Genomic DNA, 18,801 nt, shown 5'->3' with positions numbered 1-18,801 from the left:
CTGACTGTGTGGATTTTGGGACATCTGACGTCCCGAAATCCACACAGTTCCGCGTCATTGGACCGGTCACGGCTTTACCGCGGAGCCAGACCCCGGACGTGCGCGAACGGATCCTCACCCGTCGGCAGCAGCGCGATGATCGGCGTCGTCAGCCCGTTGTCCACATAGGACTGAACCTGCTCGCGGCAGGAATCGAGGCTGCCGTGGACGATCAGGTCGTCGACGACCTCGTCCGGGATCACCTGGTTCGCCTTCTGCCGGTCGCCCGCGGCCCACGCCTCGTGCATCGGCGCGAGCGCCTCGCCGCGGCCGAGCCAGTCGTGGAAGGCCGCGTACACCGGCACGGTCAGGTAACTCGAGATGAGCATCCGGCCGAGTCCGCGCGCGGCGGCCTTGTCCTCGGTGGGGCAGACGAAGATCCTCGCGGCGAGTTCGGCGTCCGGACCGATTTCGGCCCGCACCTTCGGCACGTCGGAGGCGGCGAGCCAGTTGGTGATGGCGCCGTCGGCTTCCTTCGCCGCCAGCCGCAGCATCCCCGGCCGCAGCGCGGCCAGCATGATCGACGGCGGCGGGTCGGCGGGTCGCTCCAGACGGAACTTGCTGACGGAGAAGGTCTCGTACTCCTCGGTGACCTTCTCCCCCGCCAGCGCCGACCGCAGGAACCGCAGGGTGTCCCGGGACCGCGCGAACGGCGCCTCGAACTCGGCGGCGTTCCAGTTCTTCACGATCACCGGCGACGACGCCCCGATGCCGAGGACGAACCGGCCGGGCGCCAGTTCCGCGACGGTCGCCGCGCTCATCGCCAGCAGACCGGGTCCGCGGGTGTACACCGGCACGATCGCGGTGCCCAGCCGCAGCTGCGGCGCCCACTGCGAAGCCAGCACCAGCGGGGTGAAGGCGTCGTTGCCCGCCGTCTCGGCCGACCACGCGTCGGTGTACCCGAGGTCGGGCAACTGCTCGACCATCTCCTTGTGCGCCGCGAGCGGCACCCCGGTCAGCGGAATCGTGATGCCCCACCGTTTCATGCGTTCTCCTCGCTCTTCACCGCGTCACCGGTCAGCTCGCGCACGATCCAGTCCACCTGCGTGCGCATCAGGTTCTCCGCCACCTCTTCGGCTTGCGGCGTCATATGCGTCGCGCCGGCCAGCGGCAGGAACACGTGCGCGCGTCCCTTGGCCAGCAGTGCCGACGACAGGCGCAACGAGTGGGCGACGAAAACGTTGTCGTCGGCCAGTCCGTGCACGATCAGCAGCGACCGCGACAGGTCACCGGCGCCGGCGATCAGCGAGTTGTGCTCGTACGAAGCCGTTTCCTCCTGCGGAAGCCCCAGGTAACGCTCGGTGTAGTGCGTGTCGTACAAGGACCAGTCGGTCACCGGGGCGCCCGCGATTCCGGCGTGGAAGACGTCGGGGCGGCGCAGCACGGCCAGCGCGGACAGGTAGCCGCCGTAGGACCAGCCGCGGATCGCGACCCGCTCCAGATCCAGCTCCGGACGCAGCGCGGCCGCCGCGTGCAGGGCGTCGACCTGGTCGGCGAGGGTGACGTCGGCGAGTTTGCCCGCGATCTCCTTTTCCCAGGCGGAACCCCGGCCGGGTGTCCCGCGCCCGTCGGCCACCAGCACCGCGAAGCCCTGGTCCGCCAGCCACTGGGGGGTCAGGAAGGCGTTGCGGGTCTGCAGGACACGCTGGGCGTGCGGGCCGCCGTACGGGTCGAGCAGCACCGGCAGCTTGCCTTCGCTCTCCTCATACCCTGTCGGCAGCACCAGCGCGGCGCGCAGGCCCCGCTCCCCCAGCGTCAGCCAGGTCAGGTTCGGCACGACGTCGGGATCGACGGTGTAGGAACCGATGCGCGCCACGGTCTTCTCGCCGGAGACGACGGTCACCACCGGGCCGCTGCGGTCCAGGCTCCACGACGAGAGCACGGTCAGCGCAGCGTTTCCGGAGCCGACGTGCACACCGTCCTCAGTGGACAGACGCCGCAGCTCGCCGCCTTCGGTGCGGAAGACGTGGATCTGGGTCGGATCGGCTTCCGACGCGCTGAACAGCACCTCGTCGCCGACGTGCAGGATCGAGCGCACCTGCAGCCCCGGCGGGGTGATCGAGACCCCGTCGACGACCAGCCGGTGATCGCCGTCGGCGGCGCTCTCGCGCACCAGACGGCCGTCGGCGGTCCACGCCGGGACACCCGCGGCGATCTCGACCCAGCGCTCGTCCGTCTCGGTGTGCAGGACCTCGACCGCGCCGGTCGCCGGATCGACCGCCTGGATCTCCAGTTTCCGCTGGTCACGCGACTGCACGGACAGCAGCGGCTTGCCAGCCGCCGACCAGTGCACCGCGGCCAGGTACTCCCAGTCCGTCTTCGCGACCTCGACGCGCGTGCCGTCGAGGCCGATGATCGCCAGCGTCACGTCGACGTTCTTCGACCCCGCCGCCGGGTACGCGACGACGTTGGCGGGCGACTGCGGGTTGGCCGGATCGGCGATCGTCCAGCGCGGCACGCCCGCCTTGTCGGACCGCTCGGCCAGCAGGCTCCGCCCGTCCGGGGACCACCAGTAACCCCTGGTGCGGTCCATTTCCTCGGCCGCGATGAACTCCGCGAGCCCCCAGGTGACGTCCTCGCCGTCTTCCTCGACGACCACGCTGTCCTCGCCGGTGGCCCGGTCGATCACCCGCAACCGCCGGTCGCGGACGTAGGCGACCTTGGCGCCGTCCGGACTGGGCCGCGGGTCGACGACCGACCCATCGACCAGCACGGACACCGCGCCGGTGGCCAGATCGAGGGTGTGGAGCTTGCCCGAGAGCGAGAACGCGGCGACGGTGAAGGCGTCGTCGACCGCGTAGCCGACCACGCCACCGCCGGTCTCCCGGCTGCGCTCGCGGCGGGCACGCTCCTCCGGCGGGAGGTCCTCTTCACCGGGCAGCAGTTCGGCCGCGTCGACCAGCTTCGTCTCTTCGCCGGACACGACGTCGAACGACCACAGGCTGTGCCGCGGGTCGGTGCCGGACTCGGACCGCAGGAACAGGATGCGGGAACCGTCCGGGGCGACCTTGAACTCTTTCGGCGCGCCGAGGGTGAAGCGCTGCGTGCGGGCCTGACGACGGAGGAACGGGAGATCTTCGAGACTGGTCACGTCCGAACTCTCTCAGACGATCAAGCGGGGACGCCAACGCCTTCCAGCTTCTTCAGCTCCGTCTCGGGGTCGAAGTCGGCCTGGGGGAACTTCGGGTCCATCTCCTCGATCGTCTCGATCAGCAGCCGCGCGACCAGGTAGTTGCGGTACCACTTGTGATCGGCGGGAACGGCGTACCAAGGCGCGTTCGCCGTGGAGGTCTTGGCGAAGATGTCGGCGTAGGCCTTCTGGTAGTCGTTCCATTGGGCACGCGCGTCGAGGTCGGCGGGGTTGTACTTCCACCACTTCGCCGGGGTCTCCAGCCGCGCCTTGAGCCGCTTCAGCTGCGCCTCCGGCGAGATGTCGAGGAAGACCTTCACGATCGTCGTCCCGGCCTCGGTGAGTTCCTTCTCGAACTCGTTGATCTCGGCGTAGCGCTTGCGCCATTCCGCGGCGGGCACCAGTTTCTGCACGCGCGGGACCAGGATGTCCTCGTAGTGGGAGCGGTCGAAGACGCCGACCTGCCCCGGCACGGGGAGCTGTTTGCGGATGCGCCACAGATAGTGGTGGCGCGCCTCGGCGGCGGTCGGCTTCTTGAACCCGGCGTACCGCACGCCCATCGGATTGACCAGGCCGAGGACGTGCCCCACCGTGCCGCCCTTGCCGGAGGTGTCCATCCCCTGCAAGACCAGCAGGACACTGCGTTTTCCGCCGCCGACGCCCTCCGCGTACAGGGCCTCCTGCAGTTCGGCGAGCTTTCCGCCGGAATCGGCGAGGTCTTTGAGCCCCTTGGGCTTCTTGCGCGGCCCGATCGGGAACGTGCCCGGGTCGTGCCGTTCGGTTCCCTTGCCGATCCTCAGCGCGTCCCGGACGGAGACGGTGTCCTTTTTCGCCATCCGGCGACGATAACCGCGGTCCGGGTCGAGCGCCTCCGGTGATCAAGTACTCGGCTGCATGATTTCGCCACTCGATGGAGTCGATACGCAACGAACAACGGGTCAAAGCAACGTTTCCCGGATGAAGTCCACGGGATGGGCATCTAACCTGAACGCATGACGACCGCCGACTTCATCGCGCTCGACGAGCAGTGGAGCACGCACAACTACCACCCCCTGCCCGTGGTGATCGCCACCGCCGAGGGCGCTTCGGTCACCGACGTCGAGGGCAAGACCTACCTCGACTTCCTCTCCGGCTACTCCGCGCTGAACTTCGGGCACCGCCACCCCGGGCTCATCGCCGCCGCGGTCGAACAGTTCGGCCGGGTGACGCTGACCTCGCGCGCCTTCCACCACGACCAGCTCGGACTGTTCTGCCGGGAGCTCGCCGAGCTGACCGGTACCGAGATGACGCTGCCGATGAACTCCGGCGCCGAGGCCGTCGAATCCGCGGTGAAGATCGCCCGGAAGTGGGCGTACCAGGTCAAGGGCGTCCCCGACGGGACCGCGGAGATCATCGTCGCGGGCTCGAACTTCCACGGCCGCACGACGACCATCGTGTCCTTCTCCACCGACGAGACCGCGCGCGCCGACTTCGGCCCGTTCACGCCGGGCTTCGTCACCGTCAAGTACGGCGACGCCGACGCGCTGCGCGACGCCATCACCGAGCGCACCGCCGCGATCCTGCTGGAGCCGGTCCAGGGCGAGGCGGGCGTCATCGTGCCGCCCACCGGCTACTTCGCCGAGGCTCGGCGGCTGTGCGACGAGCACAACGTCCTGCTGATCGCCGACGAGATCCAGTCCGGCCTCGCGCGCACCGGCACCGTCCTCGCGCTCGACCACGAAGGCGTCCGCGCCGACGTCTACACCCTGGGCAAGGCGCTCGGCGGCGGGATCATGCCGGTCTCGGCCGTGGTCGGCGGCAAGAACGTGCTCGGCGTGCTGCGGCCGGGTGAACACGGCTCCACCTTCGGCGGGAACCCGGTCGCCTGCGCGATCGGCCGCGCCGTGGTCGGGCTGCTGAAGACCGGCGAGTTCCAGGAACGCTCCCGCGAATTGGGCGCCCACCTGCACGGCAGGCTCGGCGAGCTGGTCGGGAACGGGCTCGCCGAGGTCCGCGGCCGCGGACTCTGGGCGGGGATCGACATCGCGCCCGGCGGGCCGACCGGCCGGGAGGCGTCCACCGCGCTGGCCGAACGCGGCGTGCTGTGCAAGGAGACGCACGACCACACGCTGCGGATCGCGCCGCCGCTGGTGATCACCCGCGAGGAACTCGATCGCGGTATCGACGCGATCACGGAGGTCGTCAAGACCCGGTGAACCTTTCGGGCGGCCGGTACGTTGGCTGTCCATGGGAGACGAGCGGGAGTGGGTGGAGCGGCCGCTGGTCGGCACCGAAACGGTGACGCCGGAGGACTGGTTCGCGAGAGGCGAGGCGCTGCGGGAGAAGGCGCCTTCGTCCGCGCACGATCACGCGGCGGCGGGCAAGGACAGGCCCGGCGTGGCGGAGTTCTTCGCCAAGACCAACGAAGGCCGCCTGCCGGAACTGGTGGAACTGCGGCGCGAGCGCATGCTCGCGTCGCCGTTCACCTTCTACCGCGGCTCGGCCGGGCTGATGGCCGCAGATCTGGCGGGCTCGCCGGCGTCCGGGCTGACGGCGCAGCTCTGCGGGGACGCGCACGCGGCGAACTTCGGGCTGTACGGCACGCCCGAGGGCCAGATCGTGATGGACATCAACGACTTCGACGAATCCGTGCCGGGGCCGTGGGAGTGGGACCTCAAACGGCTCGCGGCGAGTCTCGTGCTGGCCGGACGCGAGGGCGGCATCGGCGAATCGGGCTGCCGTGAGGCCGCCGAAGACGCGGTGAAGTCGTACCGGCGCACCATCCGGGGGCTGGCGGAACTGCCGTTCCTGCGGTCGTGGAACGCGCTGCCGGACGCGTCGGTGCTGAGCAAGGTCCGCGCGCACGACCTGATCGACGACTTCGAGGAAGCCGCCGAGAAAGCGCGGAAGAACACCAGCGCCAAGGTCACCGCGAAGTGGACGAGGCGGATCGACGACCACGAGACCGGCCTCGAACGGCACCGCTTCGTCGAAGACCCGCCGGTGCTCACGCACGTCGACGACGCGACAGCGGAAGCCGTCGTCAGCGGTCTCGTGTCCTATGTGGACACCATCCGCGAATCGCGGCGGACGCTGATCTCGCGGTACCGGGTGTCCGATGTGGCCTTCCGGGTGGTCGGCACCGGCAGTGTCGGGCTGCGCAGCTATGTCGCGCTGCTGCACGGCAACTCCGGCGAAGACCTTGTGCTGCAGGTGAAACAGGCCAACCCTTCGGCGTTGGCGCCCTACCTCGGGCTGCCCGCCCCTGACCACGAAGGCCGCCGGATCGTCGAAGGCGCTCGCCTCGTGCAGGCCGAGACGGACATCCTGCTCGGCTGGACGACCATCGACGGCGTGCCGTACATCGTGCGGCAGTTCCGGAACCTCAAGGGCGACATCGACCCGGCGGAGCTCAAGAAGGACCACCTCGACGACTACGGCCGCCTCGCGGGCGCGCTGCTGGCACGGGCGCATGCGCGGTCGCTGCATCCGCGACTGCTGGCGGGGTACTTCGAGGACGACGAAGACCTCGACGAGGCCATCGGGGCCTACGCGGTGCGATACGCGGACCAGACCGAAGAGGACTACAAGACCTTTGCCGCCCTCTGAACCGACGGGGGCTGAAGGGGCCCTTCCCCGCATCTCACGCGGTGAAGGGCGCTTTCCCCCCGTCTGATGCGGGGAAAGCGCCCTTCAGCCCCCGCGGGCCGTCACGTAAGGTCGCCCGGATGAGCGGAAGAGCGCCGTACGGCCTGATCGCGGTGACCTGCGCGGTGATCATGGTCGTGCTCGGGGTACTGGTCTCGGGCGAAGGCCTCGCCGGCCCTGACGAAATCGCCGTCAAGTGGGTCGAGCGCGCCTTCGGTCCCGACACCGACCTTCTCCGGCTTCTCGTACTGCCGACCGAGGCCTACGTCCTGATCCCGGTCGCGGCCATCGCCGTCGCCCTGTGCCTGTCAGGACGGCGCAGGCTCGAAGCGGTGCTGATCGTCGTCGGCCCGCTCATCGCGATCCTCGCCAACACCTGGGTGCTCAAACCGCTTTTCGACCGCTGGAAGAACACCTACCTCGCGTACCCCAGCGGGCACACCGTCGCGCTGGTCGCGGTGCTGACCGTACTCGTCCTGCTCGCCCGCCCCGGGGTCGCGACGGCCGTCATCGCGGTCGTGGGCGCGGTGGTGCTCGGCAGTGTCACGATCGGCATGATCGGCCTCGGCTATCACTACCTGACCGACGTCGTGGGCGGCACCCTGTTCGCCGTCGCGGTCGTGTGCGCGACGTGGGCGCTGCTCACCTGGGCTGCACGGCGTCGCGCGCCAGCGCCGTCAGACGGCTGACGGCACGCAGGTACTTCTTGCGGTAGCCACCGTTCACCATCTCCTCGGTGAACAGCAGCGGCACCGGCTCACCCGAGACCACGAGCGGGATCGCGCGGTCGTAGAGCCGGTCGGCGAAAGCGACCATCCGCAGTCCGACGTTCTGGTCCGGCACCGGGTGGATGTCGCGCAGGTGCACGCGGGTCACGCCGTCGAGAAGCCTGCCGTAGCGCGAAGGATGCAGCTCGCCGAGGTGCGAGCACAACGCGTCGAAGTCGTCCACGGTGGACTCGGGATGCGCGGCGGCGGAGGCGTCCAGTTCCTCCGGGCTCGCGGGCGGCGGCGCGTCCGGCAGGCCGCGGTGACGGTAGTCCGGGCCGTCGACGCGGCAGACGCCGAACCGGGCGGACAGCGACTGGATCTCGCGCAGGAAGTCCGCGGCGGCGAATCGGCCTTCGCCGAGCTTGTCCGGCAGCGTGTTGGACGTCGCCGCGACGTAGACCCCGGCCGAGATCAGCTCCTGCAGCAGCCGGGTGACGAGCATCGTGTCGCCGGGGTCGTCGAGTTCGAATTCGTCGATCGCCAGGAACCGGTGTTCGGAAAGCCGTCGCACCGCTTCGGCGAAACCGAGGGCGCCGACGAGGTGGGTCAGCTCCACGAAAGTGCCGTACGCCTTGGGGGACGGCGTTTCGTGCCAGGTCGACGCGAGCAGGTGGGTCTTGCCGACGCCGAAGCCGCCGTCCAGGTAGAGCCCCATCGGTCCGGTGGGCGCGTCGTCCCCGCCGCCGAACAGCGCGCGCAGTTTCGACTTCGGCTTCCGGTTCGCGGCCTCCGCCACGCGCTTCGCGAACGCGCCACAATCGACGACGGCCTCGGCCTGGCTCGGCTCGTCCGGGTTGGGCACGTAGGTGGAGAACCGGACCGCGTCGAACCGCGGCGGCGGGACGAGCGCGGTGATCAGCTCGTCGGCGGACAGCTCCGGACGGCGATCGATCAGGCGGGCGGGCATTCGCCGAGAGTAACGGCACCGGTGGTGGCCGTTCACCCTCCCTGACCGGGCGTATCCCCCGCTCAGCGGTGCCGTCGGGCGCGTGCTGGGATGGTCGTGTGCAGCTTTTGTGGCCAACGACACCGGCGGATGCCGTCTCCGACGCCGACCTGGAGCGGCTCTACGGGTATCCCGAGGGCCTGACCCGTCCCTGGGTCCAGGTCAACTTCGTCAGCTCCGCCGACGGCGCGGCGGCGGTCGACGAGCTGTCCGAAGGGCTCTCGCATCCCGCCGACAAGCGGATCTTCCTGATGGGACGGCTGCTTTCCGACGTGATCCTGGTCGGCGCCGGCACGGCTCGCGCCGAGGGATACCGCGGCGCGCGGATCACTCCCGAACGCGCGGCCCGCCGGGTCTCGCTCGGGCTGTCCGAGGTCCCGCCGATCGCGGTGGTGACCCGTTCCGGTGAACTCGACCCCGCGGGCCCGTTGTTCACCGACACCAAGGTCCCGCCGATCGTCATCACCACCGAGAAGGCGCCGCGAGCCGCGTTGGAGCGCGCGGGTGCCGAGGTGCTCGTCGCCGGGACCGACGACGTCGACCTCCACCGAGCGCTGGAACTGCTCGGCGAGCGCGGGTTGCGCCGCGTCGACTGCGAGGGCGGGCCGATGCTGTTCGGCGACCTGATCGCGGCCGACCTCGTCGACCAGTTGTGCCTGACCGTCGCGCCCCTGCTGGCGGGCGCGGGCGAGCGCCGGATCGCCGACGGCCGCCCCGCCCCGGAGCCGCGGCGGCTGGACCTCGCGTCCGTGCTCTTCGAAGACGGCTTCACCATGCTTCGCTATCGCCGCCGGGAGGGCGGGTGAGCGAGCCCTCGCCGGTTCCGGACGAGGAACTGGCGGCCCGGGCCGCCGCCGGGGACCACGGTGCCTTCGACACCTTGGTCCGGCGGCATACGGCCAGGATGTACCGCGTGGCGCTGCGGATCACCGGCAGCACGTCGGAGGCCGAGGACGTCGTCCAGGAAGCCTGGCTTTCCGCGTGGCGCGCGCTGCCCGGCTTCCGGTACGAATCCGCGGTGTCCACCTGGCTCTACCGGGTGACGACGAACGGCGCGCTCGGCCAGGTCCGGCGACGGAAACCGACCGTGCCGCTCGACGAGGGCGACGCGGGCGTCGTACCTGGTCCGGAAGGCCATGTGGTGAGCGCCGAACAGGTCGGCACGGTGCTGCGCGCGATCGCCGAACTCGACGTCGGCCAGCGGATCCCGCTGATTCTGCGAGAATTCGAAGGGTTGACCTACGAGGAGATCGCCGAGGTCCTCGAGGTCGGCGTGCCCGCCTTGCGCGCCCGCCTGCACCGCGCGAGGGTGGCTCTGCTGGCGAAGCTCGGCGACAACTTCCGACCCGGGGAACGGTGATGAGCGAGGATCCGCGCGACGACCCCCGGTGGCAGCAGGTGCGCGCCGCCGCGAGCCGTCCGGTGCCGACGCCGCCCGGTCTCGTCGAACGGGTGCTCCGCTCGGTCGGCGGCGTACGCGGCAGGCACACCACGGCGCCGCTCGATCTGCCCTCGGCGGGCGGGAAGACCCAGGTGTCGGAACGGGCGCTGGTGCTGATGACCAGGAAGGTCGCCGCCGAGATCGGCCGCGACCTCGGCGGGGTCCATGTCTCGGCCGTCGCGCTCGAGGACGACGTGCTCCAGGTGCTGGTGACGGTCCGGTTCGGGGTCGAGGCGTCGGCCGCGGAACTGTTGCGCCATCGCGTGACCGCGGCGCTGACCGGCCAGCTCGGCTCGTCGCCGCCCGCGATCAACGTGCACGTCGTGGACGTCCATCCCGACTGACCCCGGAACTGATTACCCCATCCGGGGGACACGGCGTGACGGCTCGGCATGCGCGCGTGTCCTGGTCGGTGAGAGCGTTAGGACCGCCGCGCGCGCAGGCCGCGCGGCACCGGTGCGAGAAGGAGCGAACTTCATGGCGCAGCCGAGCGCGAGCAAGCCCGACACCCCGGTCGCGGGGTCGTCGCTCAACGAGGAAGGAGCCGCCGGCAAGACCACGATCTCGTCGGTGGTGGTGCAGAAGGTGGCCGGCCTGGCCACCCGTGAGGTGACCGGGATCCACGCGCTGGGCGGCGGGGTCTCGCGGGCCTTCGGCGCGATCCGCGAGCGCATCCCCGGTTCCGGCACGGTCACCACGTCCGGTGTCTCGGTCGAGGTCGGCGAGAAGCAGGCCGCGATCGACCTCGACGTGGTCGTCGAGTACGGCGCGCGCATCGTCGACGTCGCCCGCGCGGTACGCCGCAACGTGATCGGCCAGGTCGAGCAGATCACCGGCCTCGAGGTGATCGAGGTCAACATCGCGGTCAACGACATCCACCTGCCCGACGAGAACGGCGGCGAGACCGAGACCTCGCGGGTCGAGTGATGAACGGGACCCAGACCGGCCTGCTCGCCGGCCTCATCCTCGGCCTCGCCGCGACACAGGGCTTCACCGCGTTCCTGGTGACGCTGGCCGTCGGCGTCATCGGCCTCGTCCTCGGCCGGGTGCTCGACGGCGAACTCGACCTCGGCGACCTGTTCGGCCGGGGCCGCGACAAATGACCGTCCTGCCCGACCCCGGGGACTCCGCTGATCGCGGCACCCTCACCATCGCGCCCGCCGTGGTCCGCAAGATCGCGCAGCACGCCGCGGACCAGGTCGACGGGACCACGCGCGCCGAGCGGCGGATCGCCGGACTCGGGCTGGGGACACACGGCGCGAGCGCGAAGGTCGGCGGTGAGGGCAACGACGTCGACCTCGTGCTCGACGTGGCACTGAACTATCCGGCACCGGTGCGGCGGATCGTCGGCGATCTGCGCGCCCACGTCACCGAGGAGGTCGAACGGATCACCTCGTACCAGGTCCGGGACATCTCGGTGACGGTTTCCGCGCTCCTGCCCGACATCGCGCCCCGCGTCCGCTAGAAGGAGCAACTGGCATGCGTTTGTTCGTCCGCCTGCTGTCCGCCCTGATCGGGCTGGCGCTGGCCGCCGCCGGGGTCCTGCTGGCCTTGGAGGTCGGCTGGGGCTGGTGGCGGCCGGGGCGGGGGCCGCTCTTCGTCCCGTGGGACGACTGGCGCGACAGGCTCGCGGAGCACTCCTGGAGCGCGCCGGAGGCCCGGTACCTCGCGATCGCCGTCGCGGTCGTGGGCCTGCTGCTGATCCTGGCGGCGGCCTCGGCGGGACGGCGTGCCATCCGGTTGACCGATCCGGCGAACGAGGTCAGCGTGACCACGTCGCCGCGTTCGCTGGCGAGGCTGGTGGGGCTGACCGTGCGCGCGCAGGAGAACGTCGCGGGCGCGAAGGTCACCGCCACCGCCAAGAAGATCCGCGTCCGCGCGACGAGCAGGCTGGAAACCGAAGGCGAGCTGCGGCCGCGGCTGCTGGAGACGGTCTCCGGCCTGCTCGACGACGTCCCCCTGGTGCGGCGGCCGAAGGTGTCCGTCGTCGTCGACTCCCCGAAGGACCGCCGATGACCCGTTCGGTCTCCGCCAAGGCGCTCGGCCGGTCCACCGGCACCGAACGCACCCTGACCGTCCTCATCGGACTGCTCGCCCTGCTCGGCGGGGCCGCGGTGATCGTGGTCGGCGCGGGCTGGCTCGGCACGTACCGCGCCAACCGCCCGCTCGTGGACCCGATCGCGCTCGACTGGCTCTCGCAGAACGCGCTCGCCGCCCGGATCGGCGCGATCGTGCTCGGCGTCCTCCTGCTGTGGCTGGGGCTGTGGTGGTTCTTCCGGTCGCTGCGCCCGGAAGGCCGTCCGGACCTCGAACTCGACGACGACCTCGTGGTGACCGCTTCGGCCATTTCCGAGGCCGTCCGCCTCGACGCCGAGACGATCGACGGTGTCGGGCGCGCCCGGGTCCGCGCGGTCGGCGACAGCGACAATCCGGCGCTGCGGATCACGCTCTGGCTGAGCGAGGGCACCGACCTCAAACGGGTCTGGGAGCAGCTCGACCTCACCGTGCTGGCCCGCGCGCGGGAGTCGCTCGGGGTCACCGTGCTGCCCACCGCGGTCCGGCTCGAACTCGACACGGGAGCACCGCAACGGGTGCGCTGAGCGCGTCGTTGTGGCAAGAATGGCCGTCATGTCGCTTCCGTTGACTCCGCCGGTCAAACCGATGCTCGCCAAACCGGCGAAGGCGATCCCCGATTCCGGTGGTCTGTTGTTCGAGCCGAAATGGGACGGCTTCCGCTGCCTGGTGTTCCGCGACGGCGACGAGCTGACCTTGCAGTCGCGGTCGGAGAAGCCGCTCAACCGGTACTTCCCCGAGGTCGTCGAGCGGCTGAAGGCGGCGCTGCCCGAGCGGATCGTGCTCGACGGCGAGTTGGTGGTCGGCCGGGACGGGAAGCTGGACTTCGATGCGCTCACCGACCGGATCCACCCCGCCGAGAGCCGGATCCAGCTGCTCGCGGACCAGACCCCGGCGGAGTTCGTCGCGTTCGATCTGCTGGCGCTCGGCGACGAGTCCTATCTGGACGAACCGACGTCGAGGCGGCGGGAACGGCTGGAGAAGCTGGCCTCGGACGGTATCCACCTGACCCCGGCCACCTCGGATCCGGCGATCGCGCGGCACTGGTTCGAGCTGTTCGAGGGCGCGGGGCTCGACGGGGTCATCGGCAAACCGCTCGACGAGCCGTACACCCCCGGCAAACGTGTGCTGCTGAAGTACAAGCACTCGCGCACCGCCGACTGCGTGCTCGCGGGGCTGCGCTGGCACGTCGACGGCGAAGCGGGCGAGATGGTCGGCTCGTTCCTGCTCGGGCTCTACGACGAGGACGGCGTGCTGCACCACCCCGGCGTCGTCGGATCGTTCCCGGTCACCCGGCGGCGTGAACTGGCCGAGGAGCTGGCGCCGCTGATCACCGACGGGGCCGATCACCCCTGGCTGGGCGACAACGTGCGGGAGAAGCAGCGGATCCCCGGCGGGATCACCCGGTGGAAGTCCAAGGAAGCGCCGTGGGTGCCGCTGAAGCTGGAAAAGGTGGTGGAGGTCGGCTACGAGCACACGGAAGGCGGGTATCCGTCGCGATTCCGCCACACCGCGCAGTTCAAGCGCTGGCGCCCCGACCGTGAACCGGACTCCTGCACCTATGCCCAGCTCGACGAGGTCGCCCGCTACGACCTGGACGCGGTGTTCCGCGGCGAGGTGAAACGCACCCGCTAACCGGGGTCTGACACGAGACCTGCGAAGCTCACCACGAGCTTTTGTCATGCCCTGGAAGTGAGGACCAGCCCGTGCGCCCCGCCAGCACCGCCCGCCGCACGCCACGGCTGATCCTCACGACGGCCATGGTCACGGCCGCGCTCGCGGGCTGCACGGCCGGTCCGTCGGTCCGGCCGGCGGTGATCGACAACGACGGCAAACCCGATCCCGGCACGTCGACGACGGCGCAGCAGGTACCGCTGCCGCCGCTCGCCGAACCACAGTCGCCGTCCATCAAATGGGAGGACTGCGACGAGGCGACCCGCCAGCGGCTGGGCCGGCCGTCCGTGCCCGACACGCTGAAGTTCTCCTGCGCCAGGGTGCCGACGACCCTCGACGCGCCGGATCTGCCCGGCCGCGGGCTCTCGCGGCTGTCGGTGGTCAAGACCGGGGGCGGGCCGATCCCGCTGGTCGTGGTCAACGACGTCGACGGTGAGCCGGGTTCGCTGTACGCCGCGCGGCTGGCCGCGTCGCTGCCGCCCGAGTTCCTGCAGAAGTTCTCCCTGATCGGCGTCGACCGGCGTGGGACGGGGATGTCCGCGCCGGTGCAGTGCGTCCCGGCGGAGATCCGCACCGACCTGCTCGGCGGGGACCCGGCCGCGGGTGACCTCGAAGCCGTGGTCGACGCGGCGCGCAAGGCGGGCCAGCAGTGCGCGATCGAACTGGACGACTCGCAGGTCGCGATGGACAGCTGGCGGACGGCCGGCGACCTCGAGGAGCTACGGGAGCAGCTGGGGCTGGACAAACTGCACGCGCTGGGACGCGGTGACGGTTCGAAGGTCCTCGCCGAGTACGCGGTGCGGTTCCCGGCGCAGGTCGGCCGCGTCATGCTCGACGGGCTGCCCGACCCGGCCCCCGACGCGAGCGCCGTCCAGGAGTCGATCGCCGCGAGCGCGCAAGCGACCCTCGACGCTTTCGGCGCCGACTGCATCGCCAAGGGTTGCCCGCTCGGCGACGCCCGCGCGGCCGTGACAGCCGTCGCGGACCGGCTCCGCGCCGCACCGGCGACGACCACAGACGGCGTGGACATCACGCCGGGGATCGCCTTGTACGCCGTCTATTCCGGGCTCGCGCAGCGCTCGCGCTGGGTGGAGCTGGCCGAGGCGCTCAAAACCGCGCAGACCGGCGACGTCACGCCGCTGGCCGCGTTCGCCGAGCCGGTGCTGAAGGACACTCGGGCGCGGCCGTCCCGGCTGGACGGCACGCTCGCGACCAAATGCAACGACAGCGCGACCCGGCTCTCGGCCGAAGAACTCACGCGGGTGACCACGACCCTGCGCGACAAGTACCCGCAGTTCGGCGTCTTCGCCGCGCAGCAACTGGCGTGGTGCAGCCCGTGGCCCGTGCGCCGCGAACCGCTTCCGCCCGCGGGTGCCCCCGGCGCCCCGCCGATCCTCGTCGCGGGCACCGCGACCGACCCGGTCACCCCGGAACAGGGCACCGGCCGGGCCGCCGACCAGATGCCGAGCGCGGTCACGATCACCTGGCAAGGTGCCGGGCACGGCGCGCTGAGCCTCTCCCCCTGCGTCACCGACGCGACGCGGGCCTTCCTGATCGACGGGAAGATCCCCGTCGACGGGACACTCTGCCCGGCGTGAACTCGTGTGACGGGATGCCGCACGCCTCTGATCACGCGAGATCCGTCTCCAATCACGCGAGATCCGGGTCTGATCACGTGAGTTCGGTGCCGTGGCCCGGCGTGAGCTACTGCCGGTAGGACTCCACTTCGGAGATCGGCCGCACCGCGGCCCCGTCCGGGTCTTCGTCGAATTCGACGCGCGCCCGCCGCTGGCGCAGCAGGTCCCAGCACTGGTCGAGCTGCTGCTCCACCCCGGCGAGCCGGGCCCGGTCGTCCGAGCTCAGCCCGGCGCCGATCGCCCGCGAGCGGAGTTCGTGCTCCTCGCTGACCAGTTCGTCGATCCGGCTGAGGATGTCCCCGTCGGCCATGCGCGCCTCCTGCGAAAGCTCTCCTGGGTTGCTCCGACGACGACGCTACGCGCAATCACGGGAATGTGCGTCCCGCCCGGATCGTTACCCGGACATGAGCACTGTGGAGCTGACCGCCGCCAACTTCGACCAGGTCGTATCCGAGAACGACTTCGTGATCATCGACTTCTGGGCGGGCTGGTGCATGCCGTGCCGCCAGTTCGCGCCGACCTACGAGAAGGTGTCGGGCAACCACGACGACATCGTCTTCGCGAGTGTCGACACCGAGGCCGAGCAGCAGCTGGCCGCCGCCTTCGACGTGCGCTCGATCCCCACGCTCGCGGTGATCCGCGACAAGACGGTCATCTACGCGCAGCCCGGCGCTCTCCCGGAGAAGACGCTCGAAGACCTGATCCAGCAGGCGCGCGACATCGACATGGACAAGCTCAAGGAAGAGGCCCAAGAAGCCTGAGCCTGAAGAAGGGGCCCTTCGAGACGGATTTCGTCTCGAAGGGCCCCTTTGTACTTCAGCGGAACCGTGCCACCAGGGACCGGGTCAGCCCCGGGTGGCGAGTCCGCGCAGGAAGAACGCCAGGTTCGCCGGGCGTTCCGCCAGCCTGCGCATGAAATAGCCGTACCATTCGTCGCCGTAGGGGACGTAGACGCGCATCGTCTTGCCGTCGCCCGCGATCCGGCGCTGCTCTTCGGGACGGATCCCGTACAGCATCTGGAATTCGTGGTCGTCCGCCTTGCGGTCCGCCTCCATGGCGAGCTTCTCGGCGATCGCGATCATCCGGGGGTCGTGCGAGGCGACCATCGGATAACCCTTGCCCTGCATGAGGATCTTCAGGCAGCGCACGTAGGACCTGTCCACTTCGGACTTGTCCTGGAACGCGACCTCTTCGGGTTCGGCGTAGGCGCCCTTGCACAGCCGGACGCGGGAGCCCTCGCCGGAGAGGTCGCGGCAGTCCTGTTCGGTCCGCCGCAGATAGGCCTGCAGCACCGCGCCCACCCACGGGTACTCGGTGCGCAGCTCCCGCAGGATGCCGAGCGTCGAGTCGGTGGTGGTGTGGTCCTCCATGTCGAGGGTGACCGTGGCACCGACCGCTTCGGCCGCCGCGCAGATCTTGCGGGCGTTCTCGAGCGCGACCTTCTCACCGTCGGCGGGCAGGAACTGGCCGACCGCGGACAGCTTCACCGAAACGTCCGCGCCGAACGCGAGGCCGTCGGCCGCCAGCGCGGACAGCAGTTCCTCGTAGGCGCGGACGGTCGTCGCGGCCTGCTCGGCGTCGGTGGTGTCCTCACCGAGGTGGTCGAGGGTGACGCGGAGGCCGTCGTCGGCCAGTTCGCGGACCACCCGGGCGGCGTCGGGAGTCCCCGAGCCGGCGACGAACCGGCTCACCACCGATCGGGTGGCGGGGACGACCTCGACCAGCTTGCGCATCCGCCGGGATCGGGCGGCGGCGAGCAACGGGGCACGCAACATCACGGACTCCTGGGATCTCAGCCCTGGTGGGGGTAACGGACGCTGGTGGGTGCTACGAACGTCTCCTTGATCGAGCGCGGGCTCGTCCAGCGGAGCAGGTTGAGCACCGAACCGGCCTTGTCGTTGGTGCCCGACGCGCGGGCGCCGCCGAACGGCTGCTGGCCGACGACGGCGCCGGTCGGCTTGTCGTTGACGTAGAAGTTGCCGGCGGCGAAGCGCAGCGCCTCGGACGCCTTCGCGACGGCGGTGCGGTCGTTGGCGATGACCGCGCCGGTGAGCGCGTAGTCGGCGGTCTCGTCGACCAGCTTCAGCACCTTGTCGAAGTCTTCGTCCTCGTAAACGTGGAGCGAGAGGATCGGGCCGAAGTACTCGGTGCGGAAGATCTCGTGCTCCGGGTTGTCCGAGACGAGGATCGTCGGGCGCACGAAGTAGCCGACGCTGTCGTCCGCGGTGCCACCGGCGATGACCTCGACCTCGGCGTCTTCAGCGGCGCTCTTCAGCACGGCGGCGTGCTTGTCGAAGGCGCGGCGGTCGATCACGGCGCCACCGAAGTTGCCCAGATCGTTGACGTCGCCGTAGGTGATGGCCTCGGTCTCGGCGATCAGGCCGTCCTTCAGGCTCGCCCAGAGCGAGCGCGGGACGTAGGCACGGGACGCGGCCGAGCACTTCTGGCCCTGGTACTCGAAGGCGCCGCGGACCAGCGCGGTGCGCAGGATGTCGACGTCGGCCGAAGAGTGCGCGAGCACGAAGTCCTTGCCGCCGGTCTCGCCGACCAGACGCGGGTACGTGCGGTAGCCGGCGATGTTGGCGCCGACGGTGCCCCACAGGTGCTGGAAGGTCGCGGTGGAACCGGTGAAGTGGATCCCGGCCAGGTCGCGGTGGGTCAGTGCCACGTCGGAGATGGCCTTACCGTGTCCCGGCAGCAGGTTGATCACGCCCGGCGGCATACCGGCCTCTTCGAGCAGCCGCATCAGCAGGTGCGCGGCGAAGCTCTGCGACGGCGACGGCTTCCACAGCACGACGTTGCCCATCAGCGCGGGCGCGGTCGGCAGGTTGCCGGCGATCGCGGTGAAGTTGAACGGGGTGATGGCGTACACGAAGCCCTCGAGCGGGCGGTGCTCCATCCGGTTCCAGATACCGGGCGAGCTGACCGGCTGCTCGGCGAGGATCTGACGGCCGAAGGCGACGTTGAAGCGCCAGAAGTCGATCAGCTCGCAGGCGGAGTCGATCTCGGCCTGGAAGGCGGTCTTCGATTGGCCGAGCATGGTGGCGGCGTTCATCCGGGCACGCCACGGGCCGGCCAGCAGGTCGGCGGCACGCAGGATGATCGCGGCGCGGTCGTCGTAGGACAGCGCGCGCCAGCCGGGGGCGGCGGCCTTGGCCGCGGCGATCGCGTCGTGCGTGTCCTGCGCGGTCGCGCTGTGGATGACGCCCAGCACCGCCTTGTGGTTGTGCGGCTGGACGACCTCGATCTTCTCGCCGCCGCCCTTGCGCTGCACACCACCGATCGTCGCGGTGATGTCGACGGGGTCGGCGCCGCCCAGCGACTTGAGCGCGCCCTCGAGTTCAGCGCGCTCCGCGCTGCCCGGTGCGTAGTTCAGCACCGGCTCGTTCTTCGGGGCGGGGGTCTGGGTCACGGCGTCCACTGACTGCTCCTGACTTCACTTCGCCGGGTAGAGGTCTCACCCC

21 protein-coding genes are annotated in these 18,801 nt (G+C 70.4%); 14 read left to right on the top strand and 7 right to left on the bottom strand.

What is annotated here, in order from left to right; all coding sequences use genetic code 11:
* Nucleotides 1-74 precede the first annotated feature (74 nt).
* The 3 genes from HDA45_RS35375 to HDA45_RS35365 are packed head-to-tail and all read right to left on the bottom strand — an operon-like array spanning nucleotide 75 to nucleotide 4,005.
* Nucleotides 75-1,025, bottom strand: coding sequence for an LLM class F420-dependent oxidoreductase (locus tag HDA45_RS35375; protein ID WP_184902819.1), 951 nt, complete (start codon nucleotides 1,023-1,025; stop codon nucleotides 75-77).
* Entirely contained in the window at nucleotides 1,022-3,130 is a 2,109-nt protein-coding gene (locus tag HDA45_RS35370; protein WP_184902817.1) for a prolyl oligopeptidase family serine peptidase, read from the bottom strand. Before HDA45_RS35370 ends, HDA45_RS35375 begins: the two co-directional genes overlap by 4 nt.
* A 20-nt stretch (nucleotides 3,131-3,150) precedes the next feature.
* Nucleotides 3,151-4,005, bottom strand: a complete 855-nt coding sequence (locus HDA45_RS35365; RefSeq protein ID WP_184902815.1) for a PPK2 family polyphosphate kinase — start codon at nucleotides 4,003-4,005, stop codon at nucleotides 3,151-3,153.
* A gap of 156 nt (nucleotides 4,006-4,161) precedes the next feature.
* On the opposite strand from HDA45_RS35365, the gene rocD reads away from it, so the two are divergent.
* The 3 genes from rocD (at nucleotide 4,162) to HDA45_RS35350 (ending at nucleotide 7,485) form a co-directional block, all read left to right on the top strand.
* On the top strand, nucleotides 4,162-5,364 hold the full coding sequence (gene rocD, locus HDA45_RS35360; RefSeq protein WP_184902813.1) for an ornithine--oxo-acid transaminase: 1,203 nt from the start codon (nucleotides 4,162-4,164) through the stop codon (nucleotides 5,362-5,364).
* 31 nt (nucleotides 5,365-5,395) lie between these two features.
* On the top strand, nucleotides 5,396-6,757 hold the full coding sequence (locus HDA45_RS35355) for a DUF2252 domain-containing protein (RefSeq protein ID WP_184902811.1): 1,362 nt from the start codon (nucleotides 5,396-5,398) through the stop codon (nucleotides 6,755-6,757).
* Between the two features lie 119 nt (nucleotides 6,758-6,876).
* Nucleotides 6,877-7,485 carry a phosphatase PAP2 family protein gene (locus tag HDA45_RS35350; RefSeq protein WP_184902808.1) on the top strand — a complete coding sequence of 203 codons (609 nt, stop codon included), beginning with the start codon at nucleotides 6,877-6,879 and terminating at the stop codon, nucleotides 7,483-7,485.
* Here HDA45_RS35350 and zapE read toward each other — a convergent pair.
* Complete coding sequence (gene zapE / locus HDA45_RS35345) at nucleotides 7,439-8,473, bottom strand: cell division protein ZapE (RefSeq protein WP_184902806.1); 1,035 nt, start codon at nucleotides 8,471-8,473, stop codon at nucleotides 7,439-7,441. The genes HDA45_RS35350 and zapE overlap by 47 nt on opposite strands.
* 98 nt (nucleotides 8,474-8,571) lie before the next feature.
* Here zapE and HDA45_RS35340 point away from each other — a divergent pair, with 98 nt between their 5' ends.
* The 10 genes from HDA45_RS35340 (at nucleotide 8,572) to HDA45_RS35295 (ending at nucleotide 15,298) form a co-directional block, all read left to right on the top strand.
* The gene (locus tag HDA45_RS35340) at nucleotides 8,572-9,318 is read left to right on the top strand and encodes a pyrimidine reductase family protein (RefSeq protein WP_184902804.1); all 747 of its coding nucleotides are present in this window, start codon (nucleotides 8,572-8,574) and stop codon (nucleotides 9,316-9,318) included.
* Nucleotides 9,315-9,872 (top strand): sigma-70 family RNA polymerase sigma factor, encoded by a 558-nt coding sequence (locus HDA45_RS35335; protein ID WP_184902803.1) that lies wholly within the window; start codon nucleotides 9,315-9,317, stop codon nucleotides 9,870-9,872. Before HDA45_RS35340 ends, HDA45_RS35335 begins: the two co-directional genes overlap by 4 nt.
* The gene (locus HDA45_RS35330; protein WP_184902801.1) at nucleotides 9,872-10,297 is read left to right on the top strand and encodes a hypothetical protein; all 426 of its coding nucleotides are present in this window, start codon (nucleotides 9,872-9,874) and stop codon (nucleotides 10,295-10,297) included. Before HDA45_RS35335 ends, HDA45_RS35330 begins: the two co-directional genes overlap by 1 nt.
* A gap of 133 nt (nucleotides 10,298-10,430) precedes the next feature.
* Nucleotides 10,431-10,880 carry an Asp23/Gls24 family envelope stress response protein gene (locus HDA45_RS35325; protein WP_037343835.1) on the top strand — a complete coding sequence of 150 codons (450 nt, stop codon included), beginning with the start codon at nucleotides 10,431-10,433 and terminating at the stop codon, nucleotides 10,878-10,880.
* On the top strand, nucleotides 10,880-11,056 hold the full coding sequence (locus HDA45_RS35320; RefSeq protein ID WP_005157087.1) for a hypothetical protein: 177 nt from the start codon (nucleotides 10,880-10,882) through the stop codon (nucleotides 11,054-11,056). The genes HDA45_RS35325 and HDA45_RS35320 overlap by 1 nt, the downstream gene beginning before the upstream one ends.
* Nucleotides 11,053-11,418 (top strand): Asp23/Gls24 family envelope stress response protein, encoded by a 366-nt coding sequence (locus tag HDA45_RS35315; protein WP_184902799.1) that lies wholly within the window; start codon nucleotides 11,053-11,055, stop codon nucleotides 11,416-11,418. The genes HDA45_RS35320 and HDA45_RS35315 overlap by 4 nt, the downstream gene beginning before the upstream one ends.
* Before the next feature lie 14 nt (nucleotides 11,419-11,432).
* Nucleotides 11,433-11,969: a DUF6286 domain-containing protein gene (locus tag HDA45_RS35310; protein WP_184902797.1), complete on the top strand. Its 537-nt coding sequence runs from the start codon at nucleotides 11,433-11,435 to the stop codon at nucleotides 11,967-11,969.
* A complete protein-coding gene (locus HDA45_RS35305; RefSeq protein ID WP_184902795.1) occupies nucleotides 11,966-12,553 on the top strand; it encodes an alkaline shock response membrane anchor protein AmaP in 588 nt (195 codons plus the stop codon). The genes HDA45_RS35310 and HDA45_RS35305 overlap by 4 nt, the downstream gene beginning before the upstream one ends.
* Nucleotides 12,554-12,581: 28 nt before the next feature.
* Nucleotides 12,582-13,661, top strand: coding sequence for an ATP-dependent DNA ligase (locus HDA45_RS35300; RefSeq protein ID WP_184902793.1), 1,080 nt, complete (start codon nucleotides 12,582-12,584; stop codon nucleotides 13,659-13,661).
* A 71-nt stretch (nucleotides 13,662-13,732) separates the two neighbouring features.
* Nucleotides 13,733-15,298 (top strand): alpha/beta fold hydrolase, encoded by a 1,566-nt coding sequence (locus tag HDA45_RS35295; RefSeq protein ID WP_184902790.1) that lies wholly within the window; start codon nucleotides 13,733-13,735, stop codon nucleotides 15,296-15,298.
* A 106-nt stretch (nucleotides 15,299-15,404) separates the two neighbouring features.
* On the opposite strand, the gene HDA45_RS35290 is transcribed toward HDA45_RS35295, so the two are convergent.
* The gene (locus tag HDA45_RS35290) at nucleotides 15,405-15,647 is read right to left on the bottom strand and encodes a DUF2630 family protein (protein WP_184902788.1); all 243 of its coding nucleotides are present in this window, start codon (nucleotides 15,645-15,647) and stop codon (nucleotides 15,405-15,407) included.
* Between the two features lie 94 nt (nucleotides 15,648-15,741).
* Between HDA45_RS35290 and HDA45_RS35285 the strand changes: the two genes are divergently transcribed.
* Nucleotides 15,742-16,098 (top strand): thioredoxin family protein, encoded by a 357-nt coding sequence (locus HDA45_RS35285; RefSeq protein WP_020637318.1) that lies wholly within the window; start codon nucleotides 15,742-15,744, stop codon nucleotides 16,096-16,098.
* An 84-nt stretch (nucleotides 16,099-16,182) separates the two neighbouring features.
* Here HDA45_RS35285 and HDA45_RS35280 read toward each other — a convergent pair whose 3' ends face one another.
* Both HDA45_RS35280 and pruA read right to left on the bottom strand, forming a co-directional pair.
* Complete coding sequence (locus HDA45_RS35280) at nucleotides 16,183-17,112, bottom strand: proline dehydrogenase family protein (protein ID WP_184902786.1); 930 nt, start codon at nucleotides 17,110-17,112, stop codon at nucleotides 16,183-16,185.
* Nucleotides 17,113-17,129: 17 nt separating this feature from the next.
* Complete coding sequence (gene pruA / locus HDA45_RS35275; protein WP_184902784.1) at nucleotides 17,130-18,758, bottom strand: L-glutamate gamma-semialdehyde dehydrogenase; 1,629 nt, start codon at nucleotides 18,756-18,758, stop codon at nucleotides 17,130-17,132.
* Nucleotides 18,759-18,801 lie beyond the last annotated feature (43 nt).

This window comes from Amycolatopsis umgeniensis, assembly GCF_014205155.1.
Classification (GTDB): Bacteria; Actinomycetota; Actinomycetes; order Mycobacteriales; family Pseudonocardiaceae; genus Amycolatopsis; species Amycolatopsis umgeniensis.
The sequence above is the reverse complement of the archived record's forward strand: the minus strand, read 5'-3'. Positions and strand labels throughout refer to the sequence as shown.